Source organism: Streptomyces sp. NBC_01476 (genome assembly GCF_036227265.1).
Lineage (GTDB): Bacteria > Actinomycetota > Actinomycetes > Streptomycetales > Streptomycetaceae > Actinacidiphila.
In genome coordinates this window covers 8,090,023-8,104,106 of the sequence record NZ_CP109446.1, presented here as the reverse complement: position 1 = coordinate 8,104,106, position 14,084 = coordinate 8,090,023, and the positions used below count along the sequence as shown (strand labels likewise).

Genomic DNA, 14,084 nt, shown 5'->3' with positions numbered 1-14,084 from the left:
GTCGCAGTCCAGTGCCGGGTGCCCGGGGTGTGCCGGTCGCGGCCGCGGGCTCAGCCGAGCAGCGGCGGCAGTTCCTCGGTGACGAGCCGGATGTTCTCGGTGACGATGTCGTCCGGCATGCCGGCGATGCTCGCCCAGAAGATGAGGTGTTTGACGGGCAGGTCCTTGGTCAGTTCCTCGATCCGGACGGCCGCGTCCTCGGGGGTGAGGATGTCCAGCAGGCCGCGGGTGTCCTGGGCGTTGGGGTCGCGGAGGTCTTCGGCGGTGAGCAGCGGTGTGCTCCGGTCGGTGCCTTCCACCGATCCCTGCCGGTAGGAGTTCACCTGGTGTGCGAGGTGCGGTGCCACGCGGTGCCAGGCCTCTTCGGGGTCCTCGGCGAGGATGATGGGCAGCAGGTCGCTGACCCTGGCCGACTGCGGGTCGTGGCCGCCTTCGACGAGGCCCTGCTGGTAGTGCTCGAAGATGGGACGCGAGATGTGCAGCAGGCCGATGCCGAGCCGCCCGGCGATCTTCGCGCCGCGCGGGCCGTAGAAACCTCCCCAGACCGGCGGCGGGTCCTGGATCGGCAGCGGAGTGACGGCCCGCTCCTGCCACAGGCGCAGGATCTCCCGGATGTTCCGCTCGGTGCCCGCGAACCGGCGGGTGAAGTCCGCGCCGAACAGCTGGTACTCGGGCAGCCGGTAGCCGGCGCCGAGGCCCAGTTCCAGCCGGCCGCCGCTGATGAGGTCGACGAGTGCGGCCTGTTCCGCGAGGTCGGCGGGGTTGTGCAGGGCGGGGAGCACCACCGAGGTCCCGATCCGTGCCCGCCGGGTGCGCGCGGCGACGGCCGCCGCGAAGGTCAGCGGCTGCGGCAGGTAGCCGTCCTCGAAGAGGTGGTGCTCGGTGAACCACAGGCCGCCGGCTCCCCGCTGGTCGGCCTCCTCGCACAATTCCAGGGTCCGTGCGTAGTGGTCGGCCCACGGCCGCTGCCACTGCTCGGGGTTGCGCAGGTCGAAGAGGAGTCCGACGTCCATGGCACGATCCTTTTCACTGGGGTGGGTTGCCGTGCTTGCGGTGCGGCAGATCGGCGCCCTTGGCGGTGAGCATGGCCAGGGCGCGGCAGAGCACCTGCCGGGTGCGGCGCGGGTCGATGACGTCGTCGACGAGGCCGCGCTCGGCCGCGTAGTACGGATGGACGAGTTCGCTGCGGTACTCGGCGATCTTCTGGGCGCGCATCGCGGCCGGGTCCTCGGCGGCGGCGATCTCCCGCCGGAAGACCACGTTGGCGGCGCCCTCGGCGCCCATCACCGCGATCTCGTTGGTGGGCCAGGCGAAGGCCAGGTCGGCGCCGATGGAGCGGGAGTCCATCACGATGTAGGCGCCGCCGTAGGCCTTGCGCAGGATCAGCGAGACCCGGGGGACGGTGGCGTTGCAGTAGGCGTAGAGCAGTTTGGCGCCGCGCCGGATGATGCCGTCGTGCTCCTGGTCCACGCCGGGCAGGAAGCCGGGCACGTCGACCAGGGTGACCAGCGGGATGTTGAACGAGTCGCAGAACTGGACGAACCTGGCGCCCTTCTCGCTGGAGTCGATGTCCAGGACACCGGCCAGCGCGGCGGGCTGATTGGCGACCAGGCCGACCACCCGGCCCTCCAGCCGGGCCAGCGCGCAGACCAGGTTGGGGGCGAAGGCGGCGTGCACCTCAAGGAACTCGCCGTCGTCGACGATCTCCTCGATCACCGCCCGCACGTCGTAGGACCTGTTGCCGTCCGCGGGCACCAGGTCGAGCAGCGCCCCTGACTCGCGGTCGGGCGGGTCCGCGGTGATCGTCCTGGGCGGCAGTTCGCGGTTGTTGGACGGCAGCAGGGAGAGCAGGTAGCGGACTTCGGCCAGGCAGGTCTCCTCGTCGTCGTAGACGAAGTGCGCGACCCCTGAGGTGCCGGCGTGCACATCCGCGCCGCCGAGACCGTTCTGGGTGATCTGCTCGCCGGTCACCGCCTGGACCACGTCAGGCCCGGTGATGAACATCTGCGAGGTCTCCCGCACCATGAACACCAGGTCGGTCAGGGCGGGGCTGTAGGCGGCCCCGCCCGCGCACGGGCCGAGCATCACGCTGATCTGCGGGATGACCCCGGAGGCGCTGGTGTTGCGCCGGAAGATCCCGCCGTAGCCGGCGAGCGCCTGGACGCCCTCCTGGATCCGGGCGCCGGCGCCGTCGTTGAGCGAGACCAGCGGCGCACCGGCGGCGATGGCCAGGTCCATCACCTTGTGGATCTTCTCGGCGTGCGCCTCTCCGAGCGCGCCCCCGAAGATCCGGAAGTCATGGGCGTACACGAACACGGTGCGGCCCTCCACCGTGCCCCAGCCCGTCACGACACCGTCGGTGTGCGGCTTCTTCGCCTCCAGTCCGAAGCCGCTCGCCCGGTGCCGCCGCAGCGCCTCGACCTCGGTGAAACTCCCCTTGTCCAGCAGGAGTCCGATCCGCTCGCGGGCGGTGAGCTTGCCGCGTGCGTGCTGCCGTTCTGTCGCCTGCGGGTCCGGCCCCTGCTGGACCAGTTCCTTCAGCGCGCCGAGTTCTTCCGTTCGTTCCGAGATGCTGCCGGAGATCTCTGTCGGCATGCCGGGTCACCTCCCGTCCCTTCGATTCGGTCGTTGTCCGCCGCAAGCTCAGCCGAGCAGGGTGCCGCCGGTGGCGTCGATGAAGGCACCGGTGATCCACCGGGCCTCGTCGGTGGCCAGGAAGGTGACCACGTCCGCGACGTCGCCGGCGCTGCCCACCCGCTTGAAGGCCGAGAGCTGCGCCATCTGCTCCACCGCCTCCGGTATGCCGAAGACCGCGCTGCCGTTGTCGGTGATCCCGGGCGCGACGCTGTTGATGGTGATGCCGCGCGGCGCCAGATGCCGGGCCAGGTGCAAGGTCAGCTGCTCGATGGCGCCCTTGGTCATCGCGTACGCGACCTGGTCGGGGTTGGAGACCCGGGTCAGACCGGACGAGATGTTGATGATGCGCCCGCCCTCGGGTATCTGCGTCAGTGCGCGCTGCACGATGAGGTACGGCGCCTTGGCGTTCACCGCGAAGAGGCGGTCGAGCTGTTCCGGGGTGACGTCCTCGGGGGCGATACCGCTCGATGTGGTCTCCCCCGCGTTGTTCACCACGATGTCGAGGGTCGTCCCGCCGGTGCGCTCCTTGAGTTCCTTCTCCAGGCCGAGGAAGAGTTCGTGCACGTCGCCCGGCACCCCCAGTTCGGCGCGGACCGCGAATCCGTGACCGCCGTCCTTCTCGATCAGCTCGACGGTCTCCTGGGCCGCCGCCTCGTTGGCGGCGTAGTGCACGGCGACGAGCGCGCCCTCCCTGCCCAGCCGTACGGCGATGGCGCGGCCGATGCCGCGGCTGGAACCGGTGACGAGCGCCGTCTTGCCGATGAGCCTGCTCATGTTGCCTCTCCTCGTGTGGTCGGTCAGGTGCCGTTGTGCGGGGGGCCGGGCCGCACCGGCCCGAGTCCGCTGATCGCGCGGGCCAGATGGCGCCGGGCGGAGCCGATCTCCAGCAGTTCGCCGAAGACCGACCGCAGTCCGTCCACCTCCGGTCCGCCGAGCAGCAGCCGGGCCTGGGCCTGGATGTTGGTCAGCGTGGCGGCGCCGATCCGGTGGCGGGTGTCGTGGTAGCTGTCGAGCAGTGCGGCGCCGCCGGCCCCGGCTGTCCCCCCGGCTCCGTCCGCGCCGAGGGCCTCTTCGGCCCTGTCGGCCTCGGTGACCTGTCCGGCGAGCTTGCGGCCGAGGTCGGCCGCGTCCTGCAGGCCGAGGTTGAGGGCCTGGCCGCCGACCGGCATCTGTACGTGGGCCGCGTCCCCGGCCAGCAGGATCCGGCCCTTGACGTACCGGGTGACCTGGAGACTGGTGTTGTCGAAGGCGTTGAGCCAGACCGGGGTGCCCGCGCTGATGTCCTCGCCGGTCACCTGGGCCCATGCCTCGGCCACCTCCGCCAGATCCGGAGCGCCGGTCCGCGGCCCGGAGCGGCCGCCGTGGAGGTGGACCATGACCCGGGTGGTGCCGTCGGGCCAGCGGAAGGCGGTGGCCAGCCCGTTCGGGTGCCGCTCGAAGCGCCGGTTCGGTACGTCGATGCCGGCCAGGTCGGCCCTGAGCATCTCCAGCGCGCCGTCCTCGCCGTCCACCTCGAACCCGGCCAGCTGCCGCACGGTGCTCCGCTCACCGTCGCAGCCGACCAGGTAGGAGGCGGACAGGGCGGCCGGTTTCGTGCCGAGTGCGATGAAGCCGGCCTCCACGCGGTCCGCGCGCGAACGCAGACCCGTCACCACGTGCCCGCGCAGGACCTGCGCGCCCAGCTCCGTCGCCCAGGCGTACAGGACGGCCTCCAGGTGCGCCTGCGGGCACTTCCACTGCCCCGCCCAGCGGTGGCCGGGGGCGGCCGCGGTCAGGTCCAGCGGCATGCCGCCGAAGTGGCCCGGGCCGCCGCTGGGCAGGGTGCCGATCCGCTTCAGCAGCCCGTGCCCGTCCAGGATCTCCATCGTGCGGGTGTGCAGCGTGGACGCGCGGGACTCGGTGGTCGGTTCGGTGAGCTGCTCCAGCACGGTCACCCGTGCTCCGCCCAGGCGCAGTTCACCGGCGAGCAGGAGTCCGACCGGGCCGGCCCCGACCACGATGACGTCGGTGTCCAGTGAGCCGGTCATGCTCAGCGCCGCGCTTCCGCGTACTCCTTGGCGTGGTTGAGCGTGGCCCGGCTGTTGTTGCCGAGGGCCTCCCGGATGAACCGGCGGGCCTCGGGGATGCCCGCGTCCGGGCCGAGCACCGTGACGATGTTGCCGGCGTTGAGGACGACGGTGTGCTGGGAGGTGGCGGTGGTGACGCCGTCGGGGCCCTCTTCGAAGGTCCAGTAGCCGGTGTGCAGGTCGAGCAGGGCGGGCAGCGTGGTCTGCTTGTAGGCGATCTTGCGGTGCGGGAAGCAGACCCGGACCGACTCCGTGGTGTGGGTGGAGCCGTCCTTGGTGAGGGTGTCCATCCGCAGGGTCTGCAGTCCGGGGGTGTCCTCGGTGAGTTCGACCTTGGCGACGTGCGGCAGCCGCTCGGTCCACAACTGCGCCTCGTTGACGAAGTCGAACACGTCCTTGGCGGCGCCCTCCACCCGGACGCTGTCCTCGAAGGAGAGGCTGAGTCCGGCGTCCTGCGCCGACAGCTCCAGATTGGTCTTCAGGCCCGGCAGTTCGGCCCGGCTGTTGCGGTCCACCGCCTCGTCGATCCAGCTCAGGCCCTCGGGGTCGTCGTCGATGGCACGGTAGGAGTGCAGCAGCCGTACCCGGGACTCCTGTTCACCGATCCGTTCGATGATCCAGGTGCCGGTCATCTCGGCCACCGGCGGCGCAGAGACCTCCTGCCAGAAGCTGATGCGCAGGCCGTCGGGGTCCAGTGTCCGCCGTGAACTCCAGTTCTTGGCCTCGCCGTTGGCGGTGGCCCAGATCCGGATACGCTCCTCGTTGCCGTCGCGTTCGAGGTAGTCGACGTAGACCGACGGCGGGAAGAGCCGGGGCCAGTTCTCGACCTCGGCGAGCAGCCGGTAGACGTCGGCGGCGCCCGCGCGCACGGTGATCTCGTGTTCGACCTCACGGGTCGTCATGGTCACAGCTCCGATCGGTGGTGGAAGGACACAGGGACGCCGGGCGGTCAGAAGTTCCCGAGGCCACCGCAGACGTTGAGCGCCTGGGAGGTGATGGAGGCGGCGGTGTCGGAGGCGAGGTAGCCGACCAGGCCGGCCACTTCCTCGGGCGAGGAGTAGCGGCCGAGCGGGATCTTGGCCTGGAACTTCTCCAGGATCGCGGCCTCGCTGGTGTCGTAGGCCGCCGCGTAGCCCTGGCGGACCCGCTGGGCCATCGGCGTCTCGACGTATCCGGGGCAGACCGCGTTGACGGTGATTCCGGTGGGCGCCAGTTCGTTGCCGAGCGCCTTGGTGAAGCCGACGACGCCGTGCTTGGAGGCGGAGTAGGGGGCGCCGAGCACCACGCCCTGTTTTCCTGCAGTGGAGGCGATGTTGATGATCCGTCCGCGGCTTTTTTCCCGCAGGCCGCCGGTGTTCAGCACTTCCCGGGTGACCCGGAAGACGCTGTTCAGGTTGGTCTCGATCACGTCGTACCACAGCTCGTCGCTGATGTCGGCGGTCACTCCGCCGCCGCTGCGCCCGGCGTTGTTGACGAGCACGTCGATGGTGCCGAAGCGGTCGACGGCCGCCTGGACGAACGACCTGACCTCCTCGTCGTTGCGGATGTCGACGGCCGCGCCCTCGACCTCCAGGCCCTCGGCGCGCAGTTCCTTGACGGTCGCCTGGACGTTCTCGGCGTTGCGGGCGCCGATGAACACGCGGTGGTCCTGGCCGGCCAGCTGGCGGGCGACGGCGAGTCCTATACCGCTGGTCGCGCCGGTCACCAGGGCGACCCGTCCGGTCTTGGCTGCCATGGTCTTCTCCTCAGGCGCTCGGCGCAGCGGCGAGCTGCTTGTTGACGATGTCGATGAGGCCCCGGGGCGTGACCGCGTCGGTCAGGGCGGAGTCGTCCAGCGAGATGTCGTACTCGCGCTCGATCCGGCTGCCGGTCTCCAGCAGCGCCAGGGATTCGTAACCGAGGGCGTCGAACTCGGTGTCGATGATGTCTCCGCTCAGGTCGACACCCTCTTCGGCGCCGGCCGCCTCCAGCAGGATCCGCCGGAGATCGTCGAGGGTGAACGGGCTTGTGGTGGACATGTCCGGGCCTTTCGTGGATGGGGTGGTGTCCGGGGCAGGGGCCCGGCGGATTCTCCGCGGGGAGGAACGGTCCGCGGCCTCAGCGGTCGGCGGCGCGTACGACCAGGGCCGAGTTGAACCCGCCGTGGCCGCGGGCCAGCACCAGCGCGGTGCGTACCCGCGCGGCGCGCGGGCCGCCGGTCACGAGGTCGATGTCGTACCCGTCGGCGACCGAGGTTCCGATGGTCGGCGGGATGACACCGTCGCGGATGCTCAGCAGGGCGGCGGCGACATCCAGGGGCGCGGCGCCCGAGTAGAGGCGTCCGGTCATGGTCTTGGGCGCCGTCACCGGGACGCCCTGCGGTCCGAACGTCTTGGTGATGGCTTCGGCCTCGGTGCGGTCGAGTTCGGGGATCGCGGCCGCGTCCGCGAAGACCACGTCCACGTCGGCGGGGCCGATCCCGGCGTCCCGCAGTGCTCCGTCGATCGCCCGCTCGATGCCGGGCGCACGCCCGCTGCCCGGCCGGGGGTCCATGGTGGCGGCGTGTCCTGCGAGTTCGCCGTAGATCTTCCCGGCGCCGCGTTCCCGCGCGTGCTCCGCGTCCTCGACCACGAGCAACGCGCCGCCCTCGCCTGGCACATGGCCGCGGGCGGCGGCGTCGAAGGGCAGGTAGGCGCGCTCCGCGTCCTCGCCGGCGGCCAGCCGGCCGCTCGCCAGCTGGGCCACCCACCCCCAGGAGCAGATCGACGCGTCGACCGCGCCGGCCACCACGAGGGAGATCCCCTTGCGGACCTGCCGCCGGGCCTGCGCGAGGGCGTCGAGGCCGCCGGCCTGGTCGCTGATGACCACGCTGCTGGGGCCCCGCAGACCGTGGCGGATGGAGATCTGCCCGCTGTTGACGGCGTAGAACCAGGCGAAGGACTGGTAGGCCGAGACGTACCGGCCGCCCTTGCTCCACAGCGCCTTGAGCTCGTTCTGGCCGAACTCGAAGCCGCCGGAGTGGCTGGCGGTGATCACCCCCGCTGCGTAGTCGGGCAGTTCGGCCGGGTCGACCCCGGCGTCCTGCAGCGACCAGTCCGCGCTGACCAGGGCCAGCTGGGTCATCCGGTCCGTCTGCGGTAGCAGCCTGCTGGGCAGGTGGTCCCGGGCGGCGAAGCCGCCGATCTCACCGGCGAGCCGCGACGGGTAGTCGGAGGGGTCGAACCGGGTGATCCGTCCGATGCCGCTGCGTCCCGCGAGTGTCGCCGCCCAGTACTCCTCCAGGCCCAGGCCGTTGGGCGCGACGACCCCGAGGCCGGTCACCACCGGGTGGGCGTTCATCGGCTGCTCCGATCGGGCCGGGCGAGCACCACGGCGCTCTGGAATCCGCCGAAGCCGCTGCCGACCGAGAGCACCGCGTCCGTCCGCCAGTCGCGCGCGGTCAGCGGTACGTAGTCGAGGTCGCACTCCGGGTCCGGGTTGTGCAGATTGGCGGTGGGCGGCACGACGCTGTGCTCCATCGCCAGGACGGAGGCCGCCACCTCTATCGATCCGATGGCGCCCAGCGAGTGGCCCACCATCGACTTGATGGAGCTGACCGGTGTCCGGTAGGCGTGGTCGCCCAGGCTGCGCTTGAAGGCGGCGGTCTCGTGCCGGTCGTTCTGCTTGGTGCCGGAACCGTGGGCGTTGATGTAGTCGATCTCCTCCGGGGCGAGCCGGGCCTCGTCGAGCGCCACCCGGATCGCCTCGGCCATCTCCGCGCCGTCGGGGCGCAGTCCGGTCATGTGGAAGGCGTTGGACCGGGTGGCGTAGCCGGCCACCTCGGCGTAGATGTGGGCTCCGCGACGCCGTGCGCTCTCCAGTTCCTCCAGGACGAAGACGGCCGCCCCTTCGCCGAGGACGAAGCCCGTGCGGCTGGCGTCGAACGGCCGCGAGGCGTGCTCCGCGTCGTCGTTGCGCGCCGTGGTGGCCTTGATCGCGTCGAAGCAGGCGACGGTGATGGGTGAGATCGGGGCGTCGCTCGCCCCGGCGACGATGACGTCCGCCGCCCCGTCCCGGATCAGGTCCGTCGCGTAGCCGACGGCGTCGAGGCCGGAGGTGCACCCGGTGGAGACCACGGTGCCGGGCCCTTCCGCGCCGACCGCCCAGGCGACCTCGGTCGCGAACGAGCTGGGCACCAGGAAGTTGTACAGGTGCGGTACGGCGTACTCGTGGTCGACGAGGTCCAGGCGGCCGCCGTCGCTGACCGCGCGGTACTCCTGGTCGAGTCCGGTGGTCGCGCCGACGGCGCTGCCGATGGTCACACCGATGCGGTGCGGGTCCAGGGCCGCGAAGTCCAGTCCGCTGTCGGCGACCGCCTCCCGGGCGGTGACCACCGCGAACTGTGCGGCGCGGTCCATCCGGCGGATCTCCTGCGGGGAGAGCCCGGACAGCTCGGCGTCGAAGTCCGCCTCGGCGGCGACCTGGGAGCGGAACGGAGAGGGGTCGAAGAACGAGATCCGCCGGGTCGCGGTGCGCCCGTCGGCCAGCAGCTGCCAGAAGTTCTTGACCCCGATGCCGCCGGGAGCGGTCACACCGACTCCGGTGATCACGACCCGGCGGCCGGACTGCTCGCTCACGACGCGCTCCAGTGGTAGAAGCGCTGGGCCATCGCGTCGGCCGGCGAGCGCCAGGTGGCCGGGTCGTACGCCTCGATGTGCGGCTTGAGGTCTTCGCTGATCCGGATGAACCGGGGGTCGGTCCTGGCGGTCTGGATCCGCTCGCCGCCGTTCTCGCCGTCGAAGTCCTGGAGGTGGAAGTACAGGCCCCGGTAGGAGAAGAGCTCGCGGCGGCGCGTGCCCATGAGGTGCGGCATGTCGGTTTCGTCGAAGGCGCCGAAGATGCCGGCGACCTCCTCGGCGGAGCCCAGTTCCATGCGGGCGACGATCAGTGTGCTGTGCATCTCTACCTCTCTCGGGATGCGCGTCGGGCGGGACCGAACCAGCGGTCCAGTGCGGCGGGAAGGTCGTGGTGGCTGCCGGGTCCTGTCCACGCGACGTAGCCGTCGGGGCGGATCAGCACCGCGGTGGTGCCGTCGAGCGAGGTGCCCGCGTCCCCGCGCGGGGTGGCGGTGACGATGTCGACGCGCTCGCGCCAGCGGGCCGCGCGCCGGCGCAGGTGCGGGTTGTCCGCCAGGTCCAGCAGGACGCCGCGGCCGGCGTGGAGCAGCGCGGTGCTGCTGGAAGGGCGTCCGCCCACCGTGAGTTCCAGGTGCGGCATCCGCGCCCCGAGCAGCGGGTTCGGGCCGGGGCCGACGTCGTATCTGATCGCCAGTCCGCTGACCTTGGCCGCGAGATGGCGGCTGACGTCCTCGTAGCGGATCAGCTCGGCCAGGACGTCGCGGAGCGGCTGTGCTTCCGCTCCGCCGAGGATCAGCTGGCTTTGGGCCGCGGTGTTGGCGAGCAGTTGTCTGCCCACCTCGTGCCGCTCGGTGTGGTAGGTGTCCAGTAGTGATTCCGGCGCGGTGCCGCGCAGGACCGCGGCGAGCTTCCAGCCGAGGTTCACCGAGTCCTGGATGCTGGTGTTCATGCCCTGCCCGCCGGCCGGCAGGTGGATGTGGGCGGCGTCACCGGTGAGCAGGACCCGGCCCCTGCGGTAGTCGGCGACCTGGCGCGCCGCGTCGGTGAAGGCGCTGACCCACACCGGTTCCGCGTGCGAGATGTCGTCCCCGGTGAGCCGCTTCCAGGTGTCGGCGACCTCCTGGAAGGAGGGCGGTCCGCTGCGCCTGCGGGGCGGTGCGCCGCGCTCGCCGACGATGACGCGGTGGATTCCGCCGGCGAGGGAAGCGGACATCACCATGCCGCCGGAGAGCAGTTCACCGGTCATCCGGGGGGTCACCTCGATGCCCCGGACGTCCGCGAGCAGCAGCTCGGTGGTGGCCGCGGTGCCGGGGAAGTCGAAGCCGCCGGCCTTGCGGACGCTGCTGCGCCCGCCGTCGGCGCCGACCAGGTAGTCCGCCCGCAGGAGCCGCTCCCCGTCCGGGGTGCCGACGCGGACGACAACGGATGCGCCGTCCTCCTGGTAGGAGCGGAACTCGTGGCCGCGGCGGATGTCGGCGCCCAGCTCCCGTGCCCAGTCCTCCAGGACGGTCTCGGTGACCGACTGGGGCACCGTCTTCGCGGACCGGTACGCGCCCTCCAGGACGCCCAGATCGAGCGGGACCCCACCGAAGTGCCCCTGCTCGCTGGTCTGCAGGTCGCCGAACCGGCGCAGCAGGCCCCGCTGGGCGAAAGTCTCCACCGTGCGGATGGTCAATCCGATTCCGCGCGATTCCGCGGTCCGTCCGGAAAGGCGTTCCAGGACGACGACATCAATACCCGCCAACCGCAGTTCCCCGGCGAGTACGAGCCCGGCCGGCCCGGCTCCCGTAATGATGACCGAAGCGCTCATACACCTCTCCCGTCCGAAGGGACAATCGCGTGTGAACTCTTCCTGGGATTAATTACTCGCGTCTCGTTCGCGAGTGTCGGAAAAGATCCGCCCGGGTTTCCACTGGACACGAATATCTTCCGCCATGCCACCTGCAGAATTCAAGCAAAAAAGTAAAGATTACTTGAAAATGCCCGTCAGGGGAATGTCAAGCCGGCGCCGACAACTCCTGACACTCTGCGGTCATCCCAACGTCAGGAGCCGCCCCGGGCGGGCGGCAAGTCTTAAGGAATTGTCAAGGGAACTGCAGTTTTCTTAACCGTACGCCGCTGCCTCGTGGGCCCAACTGGACACATACGCGCGATGGTTGCGGGAGCTTTGCAGGAGTGTGAAATGTCTCGATGGACCTTTGAAGAACGCCGCAGGGCGGCTAGCCTGCATAAGGAAAATTCGAGCGATCTTCACAGAGACTTGGGAGTCATGCGGGTACTGGTAGCGGATTCCGACACGATTGGGGTCGACAGCCTGAGTGCCGAGTTGCATCGCCACGGATTTGACACCGAGCAGTGCGGCACCGGGGCGGAGGCGTTGGAGAAGTACCCCAAGTTCGATTTCTTCCTGATCGACCTGGCGCTCCCCGATATCGACGGACTTGAGGTGTGCCGATTACTCAGGTCGGCGAGTGACATACCCATCATCGCTTTCACCGGCCCCGGCACCGACCTCGACCGGATCCTGTGCCTGCAGGTCGGCTGCGACGACTGCCTGACCAAGCCCTTCGGCTTCCGCGAACTCCTCGCCCGTATCGAAGCGGTCCTGCGGCGCTCCCGCTCCCGGTCGCCCGGCTCCCTGCGGTCGCAGCCGATCATGATCGGCTCCCTGTGCATCGATCCGGACACCCGGGAGGTACGGATCAACGGCCGGCTGATCAACCTGACGCGCATCGAGTTCTGCCTGCTCCGCCAACTCGCCTCGCAGCCGCAGACCGTGCTCTCACGTGCCCAGCTGATGGCCGATGTCTGGGGCTACCAGAACGACGGCCGACCGCTGAGCGCCAAGGCCAGCCGCACCATCGACACCCATGTCAGCGCGCTGCGCAAGAAGCTGGGCAGTCCGAGCTGGATCGTCACGCACCGCGGGATCGGGTTCCAGATGGGACACGGCTGAGCGGTTCTCTCCACCGGACTCCCACCATCGGGCTCCCTCCACCGGGCTCCCTCCACCGCGCCCCGACCATCGCGCCCCCACCATCGCGCCCCCACCATCGGACCCCTCCGGCCACCGGAGCGCGTCCCTCCCCCGCCCTCGCATGCCGCGGGGCCTTCGCTGTCCCGTCCCCCGCACACCGCCTCTCGCCCGGAAAGGGCCCACCTCATGACCGGCTCACGCCATCAAGCCAGCCTGCTCACCTCGGCCGTCGTCCTGTCGCTGACGCTGGCGGCCTGCTCCTCGGGCTCCTCGACGTCGCCGGCCGGCGGGGCCTCCGCCAAGCCGCACGCGGGCGGCCACCTCACCTTCGCGCTGGGCTCCGACCCGATCTGCGTCGACCCGCATCAGGCCGCCACCAATGACGCGGTCTACGCGGCTCGCGGACTGGTGGACTCGCTGACCGACCAGGACTCGGCGACCGGCAGGATCGCCCCCTGGCTCGCCACCTCCTGGGAGGTCAGCCCGGACGCCTCGGCGTTCACCTTCCACCTGCGCGACGGCGCGACCTTCAGCGACGGCACCCCTGTCGACGCGCAGTCCGTCAAGGCGAACTTCGACGCCGTCGTGAAGCTCGGCGCCAAGTCGATCTTCGGTTCCGGCTACCTCAGCGGCTACCGCAGTACCGAGGTCATCGACGCCCACACCGCCAAGGTCACCTTCGACCACCCCAACGCCCAGTTCCTGCAGGCCACGTCCACCACCACGCTCGGCCTGCTGGCCCCCGCCAGCCTCAAGCGGTCCGCCGAGAGCCTGTGCGCCGGGCCGCTGACCGGCTCCGGGCCGTTCACCCTGGACAGCTACACCCCCGGACGGTCGGTGGAGCTGAGCCGGCGCGCGAACTACACGGGGGGCTCCGCCCTGTGGAGACACACCGGCCCCGCGTACCTCGACAAGATCACCTTCAAGGTCGTCCCGGAGTCCGGAGTGCGCACCGGCAGTCTTGAGTCCGGACAGGTCGACGCCATCGCCGGGGTCGCACCGCAGGACGAGGCGGGCCTCACCAGCCAGGGCGAGAAACTGCTGTCCCGGTCGAACCCCGGTGTGCCGGTCGCGCTGAGCGTCAACGCCGGCCGGCCCCAGTCCGGCGACATCGCCGTGCGCCGGGCGCTGGAGGTCGCCGTCGACCGCAAAGAGGTCGTCGACACCGTCTTGAGCAGCAGCTACCACCCGGCCACCAGCTCGCTCTCCAGCACCACCGACGACTACCAGGACAACGCGAAGCTGCTGGCCTACGATCCGGCCGCCGCGGGACGGATCCTGGACGCGGCCGGCTGGAGAGCCGGCCCGGACGGCACCCGCGCGAAGAACGGCGTGAAGCTCGACCTCAAGGTCATTCTCGCGCCCAACTTCGGCCCCAACCAGTCCGTCCTCGAACTCATCCAGCAGCAGCTGAAGAAGGTCGGCATCGGCGTCACCTTGAAGGTTCTCACCATCGCCGACTACCAACTGGCCCAGAAGAGCGGCGACTACGACCTGGCGTGGGGCAACGGCACCAGGGCCGACCCGGACATCCTGCGCACCGCCTTCTCCAGCAAACTGCTCAACCTCTCCCGTATCCAGGACCCCCGGCTGGAGAGCCTGCTGGACGCGCAGGCGTCCGCGGCCGACCCCGCCAAGCGCGCCGGAATCGTCGCCACCGCCCAGCGACGGGTGCTCGAACAGGCTTACCAGATACCGGTGTTCGAGATGACGAGCGTCTTCGCGCTGAGCACGAAGGTCCACGACATCACCCTCGGCTCGTCCTCCCAGGCGCAGTTCCACGACGCCTGGCTCTCCTGACCGGCCCGC

General features: G+C 70.5%; 13 protein-coding genes. 2 read left to right on the top strand and 11 right to left on the bottom strand.

Features of this window, described 5'->3' with window-relative positions; all coding sequences use genetic code 11:
• Positions 1–50: 50 nt before the first annotated feature.
• The 11 genes from OG552_RS35135 to OG552_RS35085 form a co-directional block, all read right to left on the bottom strand.
• Positions 51–1,013 (bottom strand): LLM class flavin-dependent oxidoreductase, encoded by a 963-nt coding sequence (locus OG552_RS35135; protein ID WP_329140042.1) that lies wholly within the window; start codon positions 1,011–1,013, stop codon positions 51–53.
• Between the two features lie 13 nt (positions 1,014–1,026).
• Positions 1,027–2,595, bottom strand: coding sequence for an acyl-CoA carboxylase subunit beta (locus OG552_RS35130; RefSeq protein WP_329140041.1), 1,569 nt, complete (start codon positions 2,593–2,595; stop codon positions 1,027–1,029).
• 48 nt (positions 2,596–2,643) lie between these two features.
• Positions 2,644–3,411, bottom strand: a complete 768-nt coding sequence (locus OG552_RS35125) for an SDR family NAD(P)-dependent oxidoreductase (RefSeq protein WP_329140039.1) — start codon at positions 3,409–3,411, stop codon at positions 2,644–2,646.
• Positions 3,412–3,434: 23 nt separating this feature from the next.
• On the bottom strand, positions 3,435–4,664 hold the full coding sequence (locus OG552_RS35120; RefSeq protein WP_329140037.1) for an FAD-dependent monooxygenase: 1,230 nt from the start codon (positions 4,662–4,664) through the stop codon (positions 3,435–3,437).
• Positions 4,665–4,666: 2 nt separating this feature from the next.
• Positions 4,667–5,605: an aromatase/cyclase gene (locus OG552_RS35115; protein ID WP_329140036.1), complete on the bottom strand. Its 939-nt coding sequence runs from the start codon at positions 5,603–5,605 to the stop codon at positions 4,667–4,669.
• 47 nt (positions 5,606–5,652) lie between these two features.
• A complete protein-coding gene (gene fabG / locus OG552_RS35110) occupies positions 5,653–6,438 on the bottom strand; it encodes a 3-oxoacyl-ACP reductase FabG (protein ID WP_329140034.1) in 786 nt (261 codons plus the stop codon).
• Between the two features lie 10 nt (positions 6,439–6,448).
• The gene (locus tag OG552_RS35105) at positions 6,449–6,721 is read right to left on the bottom strand and encodes an acyl carrier protein (RefSeq protein ID WP_329140032.1); all 273 of its coding nucleotides are present in this window, start codon (positions 6,719–6,721) and stop codon (positions 6,449–6,451) included.
• Positions 6,722–6,800: 79 nt separating this feature from the next.
• Complete coding sequence (locus tag OG552_RS35100) at positions 6,801–8,021, bottom strand: ketosynthase chain-length factor (protein WP_329140030.1); 1,221 nt, start codon at positions 8,019–8,021, stop codon at positions 6,801–6,803.
• Positions 8,018–9,298 (bottom strand): beta-ketoacyl-[acyl-carrier-protein] synthase family protein, encoded by a 1,281-nt coding sequence (locus tag OG552_RS35095; RefSeq protein ID WP_329140028.1) that lies wholly within the window; start codon positions 9,296–9,298, stop codon positions 8,018–8,020. Before OG552_RS35095 ends, OG552_RS35100 begins: the two co-directional genes overlap by 4 nt.
• Entirely contained in the window at positions 9,295–9,621 is a 327-nt protein-coding gene (locus OG552_RS35090; RefSeq protein ID WP_329140026.1) for a TcmI family type II polyketide cyclase, read from the bottom strand. Before OG552_RS35090 ends, OG552_RS35095 begins: the two co-directional genes overlap by 4 nt.
• Positions 9,622–9,623: 2 nt before the next feature.
• On the bottom strand, positions 9,624–11,108 hold the full coding sequence (locus OG552_RS35085) for an FAD-dependent monooxygenase (protein ID WP_329140024.1): 1,485 nt from the start codon (positions 11,106–11,108) through the stop codon (positions 9,624–9,626).
• 459 nt (positions 11,109–11,567) lie between these two features.
• Here OG552_RS35085 and OG552_RS35080 point away from each other — a divergent pair, with 459 nt between their 5' ends.
• Both OG552_RS35080 and OG552_RS35075 read left to right on the top strand, forming a co-directional pair.
• Positions 11,568–12,254, top strand: coding sequence for a response regulator transcription factor (locus OG552_RS35080; protein WP_329140022.1), 687 nt, complete (start codon positions 11,568–11,570; stop codon positions 12,252–12,254).
• A gap of 207 nt (positions 12,255–12,461) precedes the next feature.
• Positions 12,462–14,075, top strand: coding sequence for an ABC transporter substrate-binding protein (locus OG552_RS35075; RefSeq protein ID WP_329140020.1), 1,614 nt, complete (start codon positions 12,462–12,464; stop codon positions 14,073–14,075).
• Positions 14,076–14,084 lie beyond the last annotated feature (9 nt).

Coding starts and splice junctions, on each gene's coding strand:
- OG552_RS35135 (WP_329140042.1), bottom strand. CDS start 1,013: ATGGACGTCGGACTCCTCTTCGACCTGCGCAACCCCGAGCAGTGGCAG.
- OG552_RS35130 (WP_329140041.1), bottom strand. CDS start 2,595: ATGCCGACAGAGATCTCCGGCAGCATCTCGGAACGAACGGAAGAACTC.
- OG552_RS35125 (WP_329140039.1), bottom strand. CDS start 3,411: ATGAGCAGGCTCATCGGCAAGACGGCGCTCGTCACCGGTTCCAGCCGC.
- OG552_RS35120 (WP_329140037.1), bottom strand. CDS start 4,664: ATGACCGGCTCACTGGACACCGACGTCATCGTGGTCGGGGCCGGCCCG.
- OG552_RS35115 (WP_329140036.1), bottom strand. CDS start 5,605: ATGACGACCCGTGAGGTCGAACACGAGATCACCGTGCGCGCGGGCGCC.
- fabG (WP_329140034.1), bottom strand. CDS start 6,438: ATGGCAGCCAAGACCGGACGGGTCGCCCTGGTGACCGGCGCGACCAGC.
- OG552_RS35105 (WP_329140032.1), bottom strand. CDS start 6,721: ATGTCCACCACAAGCCCGTTCACCCTCGACGATCTCCGGCGGATCCTG.
- OG552_RS35100 (WP_329140030.1), bottom strand. CDS start 8,021: ATGAACGCCCACCCGGTGGTGACCGGCCTCGGGGTCGTCGCGCCCAAC.
- OG552_RS35090 (WP_329140026.1), bottom strand. CDS start 9,621: ATGCACAGCACACTGATCGTCGCCCGCATGGAACTGGGCTCCGCCGAG.
- OG552_RS35085 (WP_329140024.1), bottom strand. CDS start 11,108: ATGAGCGCTTCGGTCATCATTACGGGAGCCGGGCCGGCCGGGCTCGTA.
- OG552_RS35080 (WP_329140022.1), top strand. CDS start 11,568: ATGCGGGTACTGGTAGCGGATTCCGACACGATTGGGGTCGACAGCCTG.
- OG552_RS35075 (WP_329140020.1), top strand. CDS start 12,462: ATGACCGGCTCACGCCATCAAGCCAGCCTGCTCACCTCGGCCGTCGTC.